The following is a 17408-nucleotide window of genomic DNA, read 5'->3' on the forward strand; positions in this document are numbered from 1 at the left end:
GATCCCGATGTGAAGAAGATTTTCGACACGGCTCGGGGGCTTGAAGGCGTCGTCCGTCAGGCTGGTGTGCACGCCTGTGCCGTGATTATGGCGTCGGTGCCATTGCTGGACCACATCCCCATGTGGAAGCGCGCCCAAGACGGGGCGATCATTACCGGCTGGCCATACCCGGCATGTGAGGCCATTGGCCTGTTGAAGATGGACTTCCTGGGGCTTAGAAACCTCACCGTTATCGGCGACTGCATCGAGAACATCAAAGAAAACAGGGGAGAGGACCTCGACCTTGAGGGCCTGTCTGTTGTCGACGAGCCGACGTACGAGTTGCTCTCGCGCGGCGATACTCTCGGCGTGTTCCAGCTGGATAGTGGTGGTATGCGTGAGCTGCTCAAACGCATGGGCCCAACCGAATTCTCGGATATTGTTGCGGCGTTGGCGCTCTATCGTCCAGGACCGATGGGCGAGGGTGCGCACTGGTCCTACGCTGACCGCAAGAACGGGCGTGAAAAGATAACCCCGATTCACCCGGAATTGGAGGAACCGCTTCGGGACATTCTGGCGGAGACCTACGGCCTGATTGTCTACCAGGAGCAGATCATGAAGATCTCGCAGAAGGTAGCCAATTATTCCGCGGGCCAAGCTGATAGTTTCCGAAAAGCGATGGGTAAGAAGAAGCCTGAGGTTCTGGCGAAAGAACGTGTCAGTTTCGAAGCTGGAATGAAAGAGAATGGCTATTCGGACGACGCTATTAATACGCTGTGGAAGGTTATTCTCCCGTTCGCTGGTTACGCCTTTAACAAGTCTCACGCCGCCGGTTACGGATTAGTGTCCTTCTGGACGGCATATTTGAAGGCGAATTACACAGCCGAGTACATGGCGGCTCTATTGACATCCGTGTCGGATAAAAAAGATAAGTCTGCCATTTATCTTTCGGATTGCCGCCACTTAGGTATCGATGTGTTGTCTCCCGACGTGAATTCGTCGAAATACACGTTCCAGTCCGTCGGTAAAGATATTCGCTTTGGTCTCGGCGCTGTCCGCAATGTTGGTGAAGATGTCGTGGAGTCGATTGTTTCGACGCGCCGGGAGAAAGGTGCGTTTAAAGATTTCACTGATTATTTGAATAAGATCGATACTATTGCGTGTAACCGGCGAGTGACGGAATCGTTGATCAAAGCTGGTGCATTCGATTCCATGGGGCACCCGCGTAAAGGTCTTTATTTGATCCATGAGGATGCGGTTGATTCTGTCATTTCAACTAAGAAAGCCGCGGACAAGGGGCAGTTCGATCTTTTCGCTGGTTTAGGTGGAGAAGCTGAAGAAGAGGATTCGGCCTTTTCCATTGAGGTTCCTGACCAGGAATGGGACCGTAAGCATAAGTTGGCTTTAGAGCGCGAAATGCTCGGGTTGTATGTCTCAGGACACCCCCTTGACGGGTATGAAGAGACATTAGCTGCTCAGACGGATACGCCACTGACCACTGTGTTGTCGGGTGAACTGAAGGATAAACAGGACATCGTTATTGGCGGAATTATCTCCGCCGTGGACCGTCGTTTCTCCAAGAAAGATGGTTCACCATGGGCCATTGTCACTATTGAGGATCATAACGGCGCTTCTGTGGATATCCTTGTTTTCAATAAACTCTATGCATTAGTGGCACCGCTCATTGTGGAAGACACGATTATTAAAGCTAAGGCGCATATTAAATATCGTGATGACCGAATGAGTGTCTTTTGCGATGATCTCACTCAGGCGGATTTGAGCCTTAATGGTGGTGGCAAGGGGAGTCCGCTGAAATTGAAGATGCGCACTGACCAATGCACTAAGGAGAATATTGCCCGGCTAAAGAAAGTTTTAGTCGAGAATAAGGGCGACTCCGATGTTTATTTGACCCTTGTCGACGGCGCCAACTCCACCATGATGGTTCTGGGCAATCACCTGCGAGTTGACCGTTCGAGTTCTCTGATGGGGGATCTGAAAGCCACGTTGGGAGCTGGCATTGTGGCCTAGCTGTCCCCGTGGAACGGTAACTCCCTAGGTCGATAGTTTTAGTGTCGACCTAGGGAGTCTGAATATTCGCTACTGGGCTGGCCAATCGTGTTGGTTCATTGTGCCGGCCTATCGCGCAACAATGATCGTTTCCCAGGGTGCTAGCGTAACGCGGGTTTCCTCGTCGTTACCAGCGCTTTTATCCTCGGTCGACGTCTCCAGAGCGGTTGCCGTGTCCGTTGCTAACGACGCTTCTTTCCCTCCCGGCGCACCAAACCGGAAGATGACATTCCAGTCGGTGATGTCGCTGCCGTGGGGGAGCGGAACCTCAGCTGGCTCGTCGGCAAGGTTGATGAAGGCAGATATGGCGTTGTCGCCGTCGGCCTGGGCCGATGCTGTGTTACCCCCACCGGCGGGGACAGCCGTATTCGTGACCGGAGAGAACCTATCTACCCTGATCCACCTACCGCGTCCCGGTGATTCGTCGACAACCGGCGGGGTTGAGAGCGCACCCGAGGCATTGACATCGGCTCCGTGAGGTGCCGCGGCAGGGTTTCCGCTATCGTCATGCCACGACACTGAGATGGACGCGAAGTTCCCTGAGCGCAGGAGAGGGAAATCTTCCCTCAGTGCGATCAGCTTCCGGTACGCATCATGGATGGCCTGATGAGAACCCTCCGTGAGCTCGTCCCAATTTAACCGCGCGGAGTCGAATGTTGATTGCGCAGACGGGTCAGGCACGGCGTCGTCACTCCATCCCGCGCGTGCGAATTCGCGCTTGCGCCCCTCCTTGGTCAACTCATTAAGTTCATCGGATTCATGCGAAGCAAAGAACGGAAATGGTGTGGAGGCACCCCACTCCTCGCCTTCAAAGAGCATGGGCGTGTAGGGAGAAGTGAAAACAAGCGCTGCTTTCGCGACTTGCTGCTCCGGCGCGAGATTCATGCTCGGGCGGTCGCCGGCGGCGCGGTTGCCAGTCTGATCGTGAGTCGTCGTATATGTGACAAAGGACGACGCGGGTTGTGTCGCATGGTGGATCGGCCGCCCATGCGTCCGGCCACGGAACTGCGAATAGCGGCCATCATGCCAGAAGGCGCGGGTTAATGCCGTAGCAAGAACCTGGGGAGAGCCGAAATCGCCATAGTAGGCATGGTGTTCACCGGAGACTGCTGAATGAATGGCGTGGTGGACATCATCACACCACTGGCCAGCCAACCCATAGCCGCCGGCCGCGACGGGGCTCACGATGCGCGGATCATTTTGGTCTGATTCCGCGATGAGCGTGCGGGGAATACCGGTACGGGCTGTCACGTCCCGCGCCACGTCGTTCATCTGCTCCAGGATCGGGTGGGCACCCGGGTCGTTGAACGCGTGAACAGCGTCGAGCCGTAGAGCATCGATACGGAACTCGGTGAACCAGCGTCGGATCGCGTCCATGATCAGACGCCGGACAGTGTCTGAATGATCACCGACGAGGTTGACCACCTCGCCCCACCCGGTTGAACCGCCTGAAGTGTAGGGCGCGAACGCGCCGCCATAATATCCGTCCGGGCCGAAATGGTTATAGACGACATCAAGACACACTGCCATGCCATGCTGGTGGGCCTCATCAACCAGTTTCCGCAGACCGTCCGGCCCGCCGTACGACTCTTGGACGGCAAACCAATTGGTTCCGTCATAACCCCAGTTCCGCGTGCCACCGAAGGGGGCAACAGGCATGAGCTCAATCGTCGTTACCCCCAAATCCTTGAGGTAGGGGAGCTTCCCGATGAGTCCGTCGAATGTTCCTTCGGGAGTAAATGTTCCGACGTGAAGCTCGTAGAGGACGGATCCTTCCAAGGGGCGGCCACGCCACTGGGTGCAGGTGAAGTCGTATGTCGGCTCCCATATTTCACTGAACCCGTGGACGCCGTCCGGTTGTCGCTCGGAACATGGGTCAGGAAACGGCCCGACCCATTCAATAGCATCGCTATCCTTGCCCGACTCTGTGTCGTCGCTGGCAGCGGGATCGGTGGTGATGGAGAAGGCGTACCGGTCACCGGGTTGTGCCGGGATATCGGAGATCCACCATTCCCCGGTGCGATGCAGGGGGTAGATCACTGTGTCATCATCGCTGGTGATGCCGCCGGGCTCTATAGGAGTCGACGTAGAAAGTGCCGACGAACTATGCCCGCGTGAGCTGGAATTATCCTGTTGTCCATGAGGGTGCCGTACATGAACACGTGCGGCGGTGGCGTCGGGCGACCACAAACGGAAATAGCGTTCCGGGGATGTCGTGGTCTCTGTGGATTGGGCGGGCCTGGTGTGTTCCATATATCTAGGGTAGGGGATTTATGCCGGGGAGAGCAGGTCAGTTCTCAGCGAGCAGGCCAGCTTTACAATAAATCCTTATGAGCACCCAGCCGTCGTATGTCGTCCCGCGGGATTATCGGGACTACACCACTGAGCAGGAAATCAAACGATCCCGTTTTATTTGTCATCTTCGGCGGGCCGATTCAGAGGACGATGCGCGCCAGCATGTTGCCGATATCCGCAAGGCATACCCCGATGCCCGCCACCATTGCAGTGCGTTTATTACCGTGGCGTCGGATGAAGCTGATGACATGCCGGACAAGGTGAACGCACCATTAATGCTCGTTGAGCGTTCCTCCGACGACGGCGAACCTGCAGGAACCGCTGGCCAGCCGATGCTCAATGTTCTGCGCGAATCGGGAATGACCAACGTGTGTGCCGTCGTCGTCCGATATTTTGGTGGAACCAAACTGGGTGCGGGTGGCCTGGTTCGTGCGTACTCAGATTCTGTGGCGCAGACAGTATCTATCGCGCCGACATCCCGGCGTCGACGGGCTTTACGCATGACCTTTATTGTCTCTATTTCCGACGCAGGCCGCGTGGAATCCGCACTCCGCAGCGATGACTGGTCAGTGGAACCCACTGTGTACGGGGCGGGTGCACCTGAGGACGCACGTCCGCTGGATACCAGCACCCCGCAGCTCAACGAGGGGAGCGGGGGTAGTGGCAACATCGCGCAGATCAACGTCGTCGTCTCCCCGAGCGATGTCGACGCCGTGGTATCCGCAGTAGCCGCATTGACGCAAGGGGTTTTCAACACCTACGAGACCGGAATAACATGGAGAGAAACCTCCACCTAAGGTCTCATGCTCCCAGAAAGTGACGGTTCGGCTGTGAACGGGTCCGTATCTCAGAACCAGACAAATACAATCGGCGGCCGTGATGGACGGCCCGATCGAGAACCCGGACGCCCGGGAATTAACCGACGCTCATTCCTTCGCGCCGCAGGAGTCAGCGTCATTGCGGCAGCGGGTTGGGGTCTTGCCGCATGCTCATCAGATTCGTCAGATGATTCCGCAGGGCAATCGTCGGGAGCCAACCAGAAAGGTTCGAAGGGGAAAGACAGCCGGGTTGCCGCAGTAGGAATGGGTGATGGAGACACCCTCATCGCGTTGGGAATTATCCCCGTGATTACGACCTCATACGGTGTTCAGCCAAAGGCGCTGAACAGTTGGACTAGCGAGGCTTTACAGTCGCGGAAGATTCATGACCTCCCCATCGTGTTGGATAGCACCCAAGAAGCGTTCTCAACGTCGGTGCTCGAGACGATTGCCCACAAAAATCCTTCTTTGATCATGGCGATTAATACGGCAGTGGATAAAGAAGCGCATCAGCATCTCTCTGCCATCGCACCCATAGCAACGCATTCCGACAAGTACCAGGACTATGAAATTCCCTGGGATGAACAGATCAAAGAAGTATGCAAAGCAGTTGATAGGGAAGGGGACGCCAACAAGCTGATTGACGGCGTGAAAGAGTCCTTCAAGAAATACCGGGACAAGCACCCCGACATCCAGAATAAAAAAGCTGCCATCGTCATGCCCTACGATGGCAAAGTCGCCGTCTACGATGATTCGGCCGGCCGGGGACAATTCATAACGAACATGGGCTACACCATCCCTCAATCGGTTCAGGGGGACGGTTCTGGCGGGCAGAGTTCGGCGTTCTACCACGAAATATCAGCCGAAAACTATGACATCCTTCGAGGTCTCGACAAGCTTTTCGTCATTGATTATGCAGGAAAAAGCGAGGCATTTCTCCACGACCCTGTGTTCAGCTCACTCGACGTAGCGCAGGAAGGCCGCACTCAGGTTCTTCAGGAGGAACTCGGAACAGCCATGAGCATGCCGAACCCCTTGTCCGTCCCCTGGGCGCTATCCAAAATCGGGTGACCTTTTTCTTCGCTAGAGTGTAAGCATGAGTTCTCAGGTTGATCGATACGTCGCAGCCTCACCCGCACAACGTAAAGCTGAGGTGAGAAAATACTCCGCCCGCGGTGCCACCTTCGCCGGTGTCGGAATTATCGCGCTGATTACCAGCGCAGTAGCAAGTTCGACATTCTTCATCATTATCAGTATTCTCATCGTCGCTGCTGGTGCATGGGATGGCTATAAAGTCATGAGAATCCTCAAGCACGAAGATACGTGGACATAAAACCTGGTCATGTCACCGACGAAACACAGCTCCGCAGCGGACAACACTTCAGCTGTTCGTACCGACATATGGGTGTGGGCTGTCCGCCTATACAAAACCCGCACCGCTGCCACCGGCGCAGTCCGTGCTGGCCACGTCAAAGTCAACGGTAAACAAATCAAACCGGCACAAACAGTCGTCCCTGGCGACACTGTCCGCGCATGGTCACATCACCGGGAATTCATTGTCGAAGTCGTCAAAACTCCCACCAAACGTGTAGGCGCAGCCGTAGCACGAGAGTGCTATACCGACCATTCCCCACCGCCACCGTCACCCGAAATACTTGCGTCCATGCCGCGCCGGGATCGTGGTGCTGGCCGTCCCACTAAGAAAGAGCGTCGGCAAATGGAAAAGCTGCGGGGACGTCGGTAAAGGCCTAACCAGAAGATGGGCGCTTGAATATGGACGCTCGCTTTATTGTTTTCGCTCACTCCAGTACTTGAGCCCGACGGCGACGAGAACAAGGACGATAAAAACAACGAGTGCCCACTTGGGCGGGAAGAACGCTAGGGAAAAGATCGCTGAAATAAGGATCAGGATGGCGTCTTGTGCGCGGAATTTCATCTTTCTGCTCCTTCTGTGATGTGCCGAGTATAGCGGTGCCCCACTGTTCCTCAGATCATCTAACGATAACGATGAGACTACGATTTACTTGCTGCGCCTAGCCCGGCATCAAGCAGCTTCTTCCACCGATTGCCCAAGCGGCCCGATCGTGTCTCTCCGTGATCCCCGATATCGACAGTTTTCTTGATGTGGTCCCGCCCATATCGGGCCAGGAGAACATCGTCGACCATGCGGACCTGTCCCGGAGGAAAATCTGGGTGCATGACCGACCTGACCGCCTCGGCGAGGTCGTCGGATAGTAGCTCGCGTAAACCGCCGACGTCGGTAATGCCGTGGGCAGCCAACATGGCGTACGCGTAGCGGTAGTATTCGCTTTTCGAGCGGGGGAAAAGCGGCCCAAGGATGACGGTAAGAACGCCCGGCAGAATCTCCGGAGAGAGCGACGCATCGTCGGAACTATCCGTTGCTCGAGGAGTTTGGTTGGCAATGGACGCGATTTGGTCGAATTGTTGGTCGGCTAGTTCGATAAGACCAGCGGCAAGAGTGAATGCCCGATCGATTCGTGGATCGCTTCCCGTATTCGGCCCTTTGTAGCGGACATCATGCTCGAATTCGGCCCACGCGTGTTGAAGGACAGTCCGAATTTGAACTTCCATCATTTGCCCTGAATATTCGGCTAATTCTTGAATCAGAATATTGGTGGAGTCAGAGGTGATGTCTGGGATCCGGCAGATGAGATGAAGAGAACCATAACCGAACCCGCCAGCTATTCGGGTTTCAGCTGCTTTGTCGACGACACGGTCGATCTCGAAGTGCTGTTCGAGTACGCGCCGGATTTCCGGGATCTCAGTGGAGTGAAAAGTTGTTACCCGCACGCCAATAAAGTCGTAGGCGTCATCGAATCCGTGGGGGAAGAACCACTCACCGGTAGCAGTTTTCTTCTCTACCTTGTCTAACAGGCTGGGCAGCGCTTTGATTCGAGCAGTGACAGCGTCGAAAGCTATTCCGGAATCACCAAGGAGATCCTCGATCGTTCGAGCGAATTGCTTCGCGGCAAGTGGGTGCGCGGAGGTCCACGTCGCGTATTTCTTTCGTGCCTCGCGCTGCCTCGAGGTTTCCTTGGGCGGCTTGTGGTGGCGGTGGGACAAGGTTGAGTAAAGGTTCCTTTCGTATGATCCGTGACGACGGGTGATCCGTTATGGACAGTACATGGTCTGGCTAGAACTTAGCGCGGGGATTCGTCGGGCAATGACGGTGTGTCACGAACAAGAACAGTGTATGGATGCTGGTGGAAGAGGTCCGCGAGAGCAATGTCGCCGCTGTACCGTTCACCCGTAAACCGGTCGGTCCACCGTCCGTCCGGAAGAGATAGTGTCGTGTCTTTCCATCCACCAGATCGTTCGAGTTCGAGAGGCTTTCGCGTGACCAGAACGACGACGTCCACGTCGGTATGGCGGCTGCCTCGTGCGAAGCCTATAGCGTGATGAGCAGCCGGACCTTGCGCAAAAACGGGGACGTAGGAGGCCCCGATAAAGCTATACGGGCGTTCGCGACGAACCGCTAGTGCCACAGCGGTGACCGCGATCTTGCGAGCCTGGGAATCAGGAAGCAGAGGAATGTCGTTGACGCTAGGGCCCTCGGGTGATGACACGTGAGCGCCGAGCCCCACAGCGTCGCGGATTTCTGCCAAGGCGGCCCGTCGTAAGTGATAGTCGACAAAACGACGGTTGTCGGGATCGACCAAACTGTCTTCGGGGAATTCAGTGCCTTGATAAATATCAGGTATCCCGGGGGCGAGGAGCTGAAGTAGTTTCCGCGACAGGCTAACGATATGCCCAGATGACGCTATCTTTTGCACAAAGCTGGTGATGAATTCTGCCGTCTCTTCTGTAAACAGCGAGTCAATCCATTCGTGGATGGACCTTTCGAATTCCTCATTGACATCTGTCCACTCGGTGTGCAGGCCGGCTTCGCGCACAGCCTTGGTGGCATATTCGTGAAGTCGATCGATGAGCTCTGAGTCGATCCGACCCGATGATGGCCACACGCCGATAATGTTCTGAATCAAGAACAGTGATGTCGCCGGGTCGGGAGCAGGAGCGCGGGTGTCCAATCCGCTCAGGAACTCCCGGTAGTCATCAGGGATTTCCGTGAGCTCGATAATCCGCGCCCGGGTATCTTCACCACGTTTCGTGTCGTGGGTTGTCAGCGTCGTCATGGACCGCGGCCACAAATTTGCCCGCTCGGACTGGAGAAGGTGGAATTCAGCCGCTGACACACCGAAAAGCCCAGGTGAACCCCCTACTTCCTGAAGAGCGATTAAACGGCACGCGCGATAGAAGGCAGTATCTTCAACACCCTTCGCCATGACTGCACCACATACTTGGGCAAATCGCGTCCAGGCTTCCCCGTAGCTCATGAGACCTGCTGTCATGAGGTCGAGGGCCGCGCTCCGCTCGGGATTATCGTGGGCCATCTTCCGGATAACAGTGGAGGTTAATCGCGAAAGCGATAGGTAATCGGCACGATAGACCGGCATATGGGCAATAACGTCGGTGACAGTCAGCGTCAGTTCCTCATCGGTGACATCCTTGCCGATGGTTGACCAGTTGTCATGCCGGATAGCACGTGCCAGTCGGCGCACCTCTGCAGCCAACTCATTTGTTGCCACATCGCGTTTCAGAGCGACGATGGCGGACTCATAACTGTCGGAATCCCAGGTCGATTCAGATCTTTCCTGTGCGATAGCACCAAGGCTCTTTTCGGCAGCACGGTTGATAAAGATGCCGTCGAGTTCACGAAGCGCGTCGTAACCGGTCGTTCCGTCGACGTCAAGCCGCGGATCTAAAGGCTCGGCGTTGCCGAGGATCTTTTCGATGAGGAGTAAGCGGTGATCACCCACCACGCCACGAAGACGTGACAAATAACCGAATGGGTCGGCGAGCCCGTCAGGATGGTCGACGCGGACACCGTCGATAAAGCCTGCCGCGATGAGTTCCCGCAGTACGCGGTGCGTGTGCTCGAAGACAACGGGATCTTCTTGTCGGATTCCCGCAAGGCCGTTCACAGAGAAGAAACGACGGTAGCCAATGACACCATCGCGCCAATACCGCAGGGCATAGCGCTGTTTTGAAAGGACGTCGAGGGGGTCGTCTCCTTCTGTACCGGGGCGAACGGGAAAGTAGTTGCCGTAGTAGTCCAGGAGGAATCGGCAGGGTTCACCGCTTCCTTCTACATGAGCAGGTGCATTGTCCTCATCGACGGGAACGATAGTGATGGCATTGACGTCATCGGGGCTGCCGAGAACCGGGATGCCTAACTTTCCATCGGCGCCGTTGCCGGGGGACCAATCGATATCGAAATAGGAGTTGAATCGTGATTCTTCCCCGTAGGTGAGGACGTCCCACCACCACGGATTGTCTTTAGGTACGTCGATACCCAAGTGGTTGGGAACGATGTCAATGATGATTCCCAACCCTTCTTCATGCGCTGCCTGAGCTAATTCCTCGAATCCCTCGCGTCCTCCCAGGGCGGGATTGACTTCGGTGGGGTCGATGACGTCGTAATTATGGTTCGACGACGATGGAGCGGTCAGGATGGGGGAGAGGTAGAGGTGAGAGACGCCCAGTTCGTTGAGGTACGGCACAATGGCTTTGGCGTCGGCAAAGGTGAAAGACCGCCCGTGCGGATCTGCATCCGGGCCGCGCAATTGCAGCCGATACGTGGCTGAGAGTGAACGGCGTGGCATGGTCTACCTCTTTCCTCATTGTCCCGTGGAGTGGTTGATGTCCACGGCTTTAGTGTTCTCGGACACCGTAATAGCTGCTAGGCGGCGTCGGCGTGTAGGTCGTGTGACGCGACAGAGCGCTGTCACGCGCGCGGATTGGGTCCAGAATGGGCTCAGTTTGGCTACGGCTCGATCCAGAATTCCACTGTACTTGCTTTTCCGGAAAGACCCAGGGCTCGGGAAAACGGTTGTCAATCTTCCATAGCTGATGGAAGACCTCAAACGTACTATCGGGCCAATGGTTGTTTAACCATTGATGGGCGCGGAGAAGGGACGGTGTGTCGTTGATGGGTATGGCGATGAGATTTCCGTTATTGATGCATCCGATCACTGTGGGACGAGACCATTGTTCATAGAGGTAGTCTCGGAGAATTCGCATGAGGATAGGATGGCTCAGCCATGCATGAGCGTTGGGGACTATCCGGTCTTCATTCGGTTGCGGACGCGTCATGGTGCTCTGGTCCCGAGAACGAAATGATGCCTCTAGCTGCAGCGATGAATCGTCGCAATTATCGATATCCAGTGGGGGTGGGGGCGGTGTGCGAAGTTCCCACCCCGTTGCACCTGGAATGGTGGTGTCAAGAGAGCGGTAGTGGATTCGCAGGCCTTTTTCCGTAGAGAAGAACTCCAGGAAATTATCCGCCGCGCTGCCCCAGGCGTGATTCGCCGGGCACGTGAGACTATCGCGATCAACGGGCGTCCCGTGTTTATCAGTGAGCCGGGCTACAAGACCTGCACCGAGGTGAACGAGCGCGTCGCGGTACTGCGAGACCTGAGTCAGTGGTTGGAGTTCGAGTTGGTGGCTCTGCATGGGCGCATCGCCCAGTGAGCTGCTCAGTGTCTCAGTGCTCGAGCATCTTTGGTCTACATCTAATGACGAGGCGGGACGGGAGGGAAGAAGCGAAGCAGTTGCCTGATGAGGTGTCATGCTTCTTATTGACGACGCGATCACCGTGTGGTTCCCGGTGACCTCAATATGTGGCGAGGGCCACTGTGAAGTGACAAGTCCACACATAGAAAAACCGGGTGACAGCTGCACTGCCACCCGGAATTCCATCACCAATGGGCTAAGTTAGCCCTGGTGTTGTCGCTATTAGCCTGCGATCGAAGCCTTGTAGATACCATCAATCGTGGTAGCCAAGGTGTTGTCGAACTCTTCCTGCGACTGATCAGCGGTCAGTCCCTCGAGGAGAGCGCGAGAGAACGATGCAATGAGGCCCTTGTTGCGGGAGAGGCGCTCGTTAGCGTCGTCACGCTCGTAACCACCGGACAGCGCTACGACGCGCATAACCTTCGGGTGGTTGATGAGGTCTTCGTAGAAGTTATCGACGGTCGGGATCGAGACCTTAATCATGACCTGCTGGCCCTCGGGAATGTCATCCAGACCCTTCAGAAGGGCAGCCTTCAGAAGCTCTTCAGCTTCCTTCTTGTCGTCGATAGAGATGGTGACCTCGGGCTCGAGGATCGGAACCATGCCCTTGGCCAGGACCTGCTTACCAATCTCGAACTGCTGGTCAACAACAGCCTGGATGCCCTCAGCGTTAGCAGCGTTAATAACCGAACGCTCCTTGGTGCCGAAGATGCCCTTCTCGACGCCACGGTCGAGGAGCTTATCGAGCTCAGGCATGGGCTTCATGACCTGAACGTCGTTCTCTTCGTCGGCCAGACCCTTGTCGATCTTGAGAAGCGGAACGATACCCTTCTTCTCCCAGAGGTACTGGGCGGTAGGAATGCCTTCAATCTCGCGGTCCATCGTCATTTCAAACAGGATGGCTGCGAGTACCTTCTCGGAGGTGAAGGATGGAGAGGTAATCAGACGGCTACGCATAGCGTGGACAAGATCGAACATCTCGGCATCAGAGGAATATGCGTCGTCCTGGATGCCGTAAGCGCGAAGCGCCTTCGGGGTGGATCCGCCGGATTGGTCAAGGGCAGCGATGAAGCCCTTGGCCTCAGTCATGCGAGTGGCCTGCTCCTGGTTCATTACAACTCCTTCTATGTTGCCATCATGGGCAACGTCGATGTCGTGTAGACGTTCTCCGTTATTCGTGGGAGATCATCTGTCGCGCTCTATGGTAGCCCGAAAATGTCTGAATGAACACCGATCGGACAAAAAATTGCGATCATTTCTGGCGAGTTTTCACCGTCGTGCGCGCGGATTAAGGCAGTGGGATAAGGGCGGAAGTGGAGTTTGCGACGGGTGTCAGTTCGTTTACGTGCAGTAATGCCCATTCGTAGCTAACCGCAACTAATCGGGCACATTATCGCCCTATTCGGGCATCGTGAAGTATGAGAAAAAGTTGTGACAAACCTCATAGAGTTATATGGGGTGTAACCCAGGCTATGTGGCTCAATCCGTCCCTTTTCAGGCTCCGGTGGCGAGGTTCCGGCCCTCGATCCCCGCGCCTCAACTGTGAACCTGAAGAACTTCCTCGAAGGGAAACATGGAATCAGGTGTCGATCCTTAATTGAGATCTAGTGCATCGAGAAGTTGGCCTTGATTCCAGATCTCGATCTCTTGTCCTTTTTCCTGAAGCTCCTCAGCACGTTTCTGTTTCGACGTCTTCCCATTCCATTCCCCGCAGACAAGGAGAGTGGTCTTCTTTGTCACATTCTTGCCGACGGTTCCGCCCGCCTGAGCGATCGCTTGCCACAGTTGTCCCTTATCCAAGGGGGAGAATTCCCCAGTCAGCGTCACGTTTTTGCCAAAGAGGGGTCCATTGGGGTCGGCGTCGGTATTCGTCTCTGGAATATCACGAGGAGTAGCAACGGATTCCCAGTTGGAAGGGCCACGGTTCCCCCGCGTTTGCCCATTTCGTGATGACTGCTGGTGATCCGACCGAGATCGTCGCGGTTTCCGGAAAAGTGACAGCGAATTGTCTTTCACTGTTCCGAACGTGTACCCCGCTGATTCCACGACCTCCGCCATCGATTGGACGTCTGATGGCGGCTCAGTGTCGCGAGGAGGAATCCCGCACAAACTCAACATGATTTCGCCACACGCGCGAGCATCTGCCAGGGCATCGTGATGATGAAATGCGTCCGAACCCGCCGATTGAGCCACCGTCGTCAATTTATAATTCGGAAGCTCGGGGTGGAGCGCGCGTGCAAGGAGGTAGGTGCAGGCGAAAGTAATGTGCGGAATGTCGACTTTCTCTGCCCGAGCGGCGTCCCGGAGCGCGACCATATCGAACTTGGCATTGTGGGCGACGATAGGGAGGTTTTCTTTCCTGAGGAGCTCTGCAAGTTGCTCCAACCGGTCATGGCATGACGGCTCATCAGCGACTTTATCAGGGGTAATCCCATGGATCGCGGTGGTCGCCGGCGTGAAATCTGGCCACGCCGAAGGCGGTTGGCACAGCCACGTGTGGGATTCAGCTTCTTTCCCCTCGTGATACACGACGACGCCGAATTGGCATATCGAACCATTGGCTTCATTCGCCGTTTCGACGTCAAAAGCAATAAATGAGGGCGGACGTGAATCTAATGTGCCATCGGCAGGCTGAAGAACATTGCTGCTCTGGGCATCGTTATCCGGTGCGGCAGGGCTATCGTCTTGTTTCTTCTCACTTGATTTTGCTTGGTTGCCTTCTGAGCTGGGACCGGCTGTGCTGTTGCCCCGTGCACCGGTACCACCTACACCGCCAAATGCCGACCGCGAATCCGTCTGATGAAAAACGGCCCGTGCTATGCGACGCAAGCTCTCTAAGTCATCAGCCTGCATCGCAGTGAGGGTTTCATTAGCGAAATCAATAATGGATGTGTCGACGGAGTGAGCCGGTGAAAATCGGAGAGCGTTAGGCGCGAATCGCGAGCGCTCTCGCGATATCGGGGGAGTGCCATCCAAAAATAGGTCGATAAAGCCCGGTTCAAGTGGAGTGGGGTCGGTCCGTGACCAACCACGAATTGAATCCCGATCGATCTTTGTCTCCGGGTCAAGATAAATCTGTGCAGCGGGGATCCGTGAGATCGTGACCCCGCTTTCACTGATATATGCCGTGCCACCGAGGATCGGGATTGCAGCAACATACTCAGCGGGCGTCGTCTCATCGTCAGCCTGAATTTGCGAAAAACTAGCGTCAGCTGGGATTTCAGTTTCCGGGGAAGAAATATCAGTGTCGGAATTCGTCATGGTGCACTCCACTCTAACCAGTTTTACGCCGAGCGATGGCAGACAGTCTGATGGCAGGTAGCCTTATGCCGAATGTTATGCCGAGTGACGGCGCCGCCGGCACAGCACGACAACAGATCGGCTCTCAACGGGAACGGTTGATTCGGGCTTGTAGACGTCTGGATCATCTTCGGAGAATCCAGTGGGCAGCGATGTATCGACGACGACGCTCCAGAGGCGCGACGGATCCGTGTCTTCTGGATCGCGCGATGCCTTCACTGCATCATCTTTCGGAAGAGTGAAATCTATCCGCTCATGGTGCGCGTTGAAGCACAAGATGAATGAATCATCGAAGATTTTTTGCCCCTGCTCGTCGGGTTCAGCAATCGCTTCCCCGCCGAGGTGAACCATGAGAGACCGTCCGAAGTCATGATCCCAGTCGGCCGTCGTCATGAGCGTTCCGGCGGGAGTCATCCACGCGATATCTCGGTCTTGCACGTCGTACCCCAGCGGGCCACCGGCAAGGAATCTCCGACGACGGAACACGGGGTGATCATTGCGAAGCTCGATTAACCGTCGAGTGAAGTCAATCAGATCTTTATTGTCTGTTGCCTGGGACCAATCCACCCACGACAATTCCGAATCTTGGCAGTAGACGTTGTTGTTCCCGTTCTGGGTACGACCCATTTCATCGCCGTGACAGATCATGGGCGTCCCCTGGCTGAGTAGCAGCGTCGTCAAGAAGTTCCGAATTTGACGGCCTCGCAGCTGGATAATGTCGGGATCATCCGTGGGGCCTTCGACACCACAATTCCACGATCGGTTGTGAGATTCTCCGTCGCGGTTGTCTTCCTTATTAGCCCCGTTGTGTTTCTCGTTATAGCTAACGAGGTCATGGAGAGTGAACCCATCATGCGCGGTCACGAAGTTAATCGACGCGGTAGGACGTCGATCATTTGCGGCGTAGAGATCCGACGATCCCGTCAACCGTGAAGCAAACTCACCCAATGTTGCAGGCTCACCACGCCAGAAGTCCCGGACAGTATCCCGGTACATTCCATTCCATTCGGACCAGATGGCGGGGAAGTTTCCGACTTGGTAGCCGCCTTCGCCCACATCCCAAGGCTCGGCGATGAGCTTGACCTGGCTGACAATGGGATCTTGTTGCACCAGGTCGAAAAATGCTGACAGTCGATCGACATCATGGAGCTCGCGGGCCAGTGTCGACGCAAGATCAAAGCGGAATCCGTCAATATGCATCTCGGTAACCCAGTACCGCAACGAATCCATAATCAATTGCAGCGTGTGGGGATGCCGGACATTCAGGCTGTTTCCCGTACCCGTGTAGTCCATATAGTGCTGACGGTCATCATCGACCAGGCGATAATAAGCCGCGTTGTCGATACCCCGGAAGCTCAGCGTCGGCCCCATATGGTTGCCTTCAGCCGTGTGGTTATAGACGACGTCGAGAATGACTTCGATGTCATTGTCGTGGAAGGCCCGCACCATGTTCTTGAACTCAGAAACAGCGGCGCCGGGTTTCTTGGCAGCCGCATAGTCTTGGTGAGGTGCCAAGAAACCGAAGGTGTTGTATCCCCAGTAGTTGCTGAGGCCGAGCTCGTGGAGCCGATCATCCTGATAGAACTGGTGGATAGGCATGAGTTCGATAGCCGTCACGCCAAGGTCTTTGAGGTACTTGACGATCGAGGGGTGGGCGAGGCCAGCGTAGGTACCGCGATAATTCTCGGGCACGTCAGGGTGCGTCATGGTCATACCCTTGACGTGAGCTTCGTAAACAACGGTCTTGTTCATCGGGTGCCGCGGTAGCCGATCAGACCCCCAATCGAAATAGGGGTTGATGACGACGGACAACATGGTGTGGCCCAAGCTGTCGTCGGTATTGCGTTCATCGGGGTTATCGATGTCATAGCTGAACAGGGAAGCGTCGCCGTCGAATTTCCCATCGAAAGCCTTTGCGTAGGGGTCGAGCAGTATTTTTGACGGGTCGCAGCGAAGGCCCTGATGTGGATCCCATGGGCCATGAACGCGGTAGCCGTAGCGTTGTCCTGGGATAATTCCAGGTAGGTAGCAGTGCCAAATGTGGGCGTCGACCTCGCGCATCTCAATGCGCGTCTCGGCACCGTCACTGTCAATCAGGCAGAGTTCTACCTTGTCGGCGACCTCTGAAAACAGAGCAAAGTTCGTTCCCGAGCCATCGTATGTTGATCCCAGAGGGTATGAGTTTCCCGGCCATACGACGGGGTCAGGGGCGTTATCGGAGGATGTCGCCGACGATCCATCGTTGGCTGTGGCGTCATCTGTGGCTGGAGAAGTTTGTTGCCCGGATATCGTTGGGGCCTCGTGGTCATTATCGACGATCTTCTCGGAAGCCTGCTCCTGTGTATTTGTCATGAC

General features: G+C 55.6%; 13 protein-coding genes. 5 read left to right on the forward strand and 8 right to left on the reverse strand.

Annotated elements, in window-relative coordinates:
- The coding region (dnaE, locus tag Q3981_RS00410; RefSeq protein WP_303122765.1) for a DNA polymerase III subunit alpha at positions 1-2007 on the forward strand (2007 nt) is incomplete at its 5' end.
- A gap of 108 nt (positions 2008-2115) precedes the next feature.
- Here the strand turns inward: dnaE and treZ are convergent.
- Positions 2116-4299 carry a malto-oligosyltrehalose trehalohydrolase gene (gene treZ, locus Q3981_RS00415; protein WP_303122767.1) on the reverse strand — a complete coding sequence of 728 codons (2184 nt, stop codon included), beginning with the start codon at positions 4297-4299 and terminating at the stop codon, positions 2116-2118.
- 77 nt (positions 4300-4376) lie between these two features.
- Between treZ and Q3981_RS00420 the strand changes: the two genes are divergently transcribed.
- Genes Q3981_RS00420 through Q3981_RS00435 form a run of 4 tightly spaced genes read left to right on the forward strand, consistent with a single transcriptional unit; the run spans position 4377 to position 6903 of the window.
- Positions 4377-5138 carry a YigZ family protein gene (locus Q3981_RS00420; RefSeq protein ID WP_303122768.1) on the forward strand — a complete coding sequence of 254 codons (762 nt, stop codon included), beginning with the start codon at positions 4377-4379 and terminating at the stop codon, positions 5136-5138.
- Between the two features lie 6 nt (positions 5139-5144).
- The gene (locus Q3981_RS00425; RefSeq protein WP_303122770.1) at positions 5145-6230 is read left to right on the forward strand and encodes an ABC transporter substrate-binding protein; all 1086 of its coding nucleotides are present in this window, start codon (positions 5145-5147) and stop codon (positions 6228-6230) included.
- Between the two features lie 25 nt (positions 6231-6255).
- Positions 6256-6492, forward strand: a complete 237-nt coding sequence (locus Q3981_RS00430; protein ID WP_303122771.1) for a hypothetical protein — start codon at positions 6256-6258, stop codon at positions 6490-6492.
- A gap of 9 nt (positions 6493-6501) precedes the next feature.
- A complete protein-coding gene (locus Q3981_RS00435; RefSeq protein ID WP_303122772.1) occupies positions 6502-6903 on the forward strand; it encodes an RNA-binding S4 domain-containing protein in 402 nt (133 codons plus the stop codon).
- A gap of 42 nt (positions 6904-6945) precedes the next feature.
- Here Q3981_RS00435 and Q3981_RS00440 read toward each other — a convergent pair whose 3' ends face one another.
- From Q3981_RS00440 to glgX, 7 genes are all read right to left on the reverse strand, one after another.
- The gene (locus Q3981_RS00440; RefSeq protein WP_303122773.1) at positions 6946-7095 is read right to left on the reverse strand and encodes a hypothetical protein; all 150 of its coding nucleotides are present in this window, start codon (positions 7093-7095) and stop codon (positions 6946-6948) included.
- A 77-nt stretch (positions 7096-7172) separates the two neighbouring features.
- Positions 7173-8243: a GTP pyrophosphokinase family protein gene (locus Q3981_RS00445; RefSeq protein WP_303122774.1), complete on the reverse strand. Its 1071-nt coding sequence runs from the start codon at positions 8241-8243 to the stop codon at positions 7173-7175.
- A gap of 77 nt (positions 8244-8320) precedes the next feature.
- Positions 8321-10843: a malto-oligosyltrehalose synthase gene (treY, locus tag Q3981_RS00450; RefSeq protein ID WP_303122779.1), complete on the reverse strand. Its 2523-nt coding sequence runs from the start codon at positions 10841-10843 to the stop codon at positions 8321-8323.
- Between the two features lie 49 nt (positions 10844-10892).
- Positions 10893-11810 (reverse strand): hypothetical protein, encoded by a 918-nt coding sequence (locus Q3981_RS00455; RefSeq protein WP_303122780.1) that lies wholly within the window; start codon positions 11808-11810, stop codon positions 10893-10895.
- Positions 11811-11975: 165 nt separating this feature from the next.
- Complete coding sequence (locus Q3981_RS00460; protein ID WP_204088348.1) at positions 11976-12866, reverse strand: fructose bisphosphate aldolase; 891 nt, start codon at positions 12864-12866, stop codon at positions 11976-11978.
- A 480-nt stretch (positions 12867-13346) separates the two neighbouring features.
- Complete coding sequence (locus tag Q3981_RS00465) at positions 13347-15014, reverse strand: exonuclease domain-containing protein (RefSeq protein ID WP_303122782.1); 1668 nt, start codon at positions 15012-15014, stop codon at positions 13347-13349.
- A gap of 75 nt (positions 15015-15089) precedes the next feature.
- Positions 15090-17405 carry a glycogen debranching protein GlgX gene (glgX, locus tag Q3981_RS00470; protein WP_303122784.1) on the reverse strand — a complete coding sequence of 772 codons (2316 nt, stop codon included), beginning with the start codon at positions 17403-17405 and terminating at the stop codon, positions 15090-15092.
- Positions 17406-17408: the final 3 nt, after the last annotated feature.

The sequence above is a fragment of the Corynebacterium sp. genome (assembly GCF_030530965.1).
Lineage (GTDB): Bacteria > Actinomycetota > Actinomycetes > Mycobacteriales > Mycobacteriaceae > Corynebacterium.

What these genes read in the sequence shown, in the direction of transcription:
- treZ (WP_303122767.1), bottom strand. Translation starts at nt 4,299, where the DNA reads ATGGAACACACCAGGCCCGCCCAATCCACAGAGACCACGACATCCCCG.
- Q3981_RS00420 (WP_303122768.1), top strand. Translation starts at nt 4,377, where the DNA reads ATGAGCACCCAGCCGTCGTATGTCGTCCCGCGGGATTATCGGGACTAC.
- Q3981_RS00425 (WP_303122770.1), top strand. Translation starts at nt 5,145, where the DNA reads ATGCTCCCAGAAAGTGACGGTTCGGCTGTGAACGGGTCCGTATCTCAG.
- Q3981_RS00430 (WP_303122771.1), top strand. Translation starts at nt 6,256, where the DNA reads ATGAGTTCTCAGGTTGATCGATACGTCGCAGCCTCACCCGCACAACGT.
- Q3981_RS00435 (WP_303122772.1), top strand. Translation starts at nt 6,502, where the DNA reads ATGTCACCGACGAAACACAGCTCCGCAGCGGACAACACTTCAGCTGTT.
- Q3981_RS00440 (WP_303122773.1), bottom strand. Translation starts at nt 7,095, where the DNA reads ATGAAATTCCGCGCACAAGACGCCATCCTGATCCTTATTTCAGCGATC.
- treY (WP_303122779.1), bottom strand. Translation starts at nt 10,843, where the DNA reads ATGCCACGCCGTTCACTCTCAGCCACGTATCGGCTGCAATTGCGCGGC.
- Q3981_RS00455 (WP_303122780.1), bottom strand. Translation starts at nt 11,810, where the DNA reads ATGACACCTCATCAGGCAACTGCTTCGCTTCTTCCCTCCCGTCCCGCC.
- Q3981_RS00460 (WP_204088348.1), bottom strand. Translation starts at nt 12,866, where the DNA reads ATGAACCAGGAGCAGGCCACTCGCATGACTGAGGCCAAGGGCTTCATC.
- Q3981_RS00465 (WP_303122782.1), bottom strand. Translation starts at nt 15,014, where the DNA reads ATGACGAATTCCGACACTGATATTTCTTCCCCGGAAACTGAAATCCCA.
- glgX (WP_303122784.1), bottom strand. Translation starts at nt 17,405, where the DNA reads ATGACAAATACACAGGAGCAGGCTTCCGAGAAGATCGTCGATAATGAC.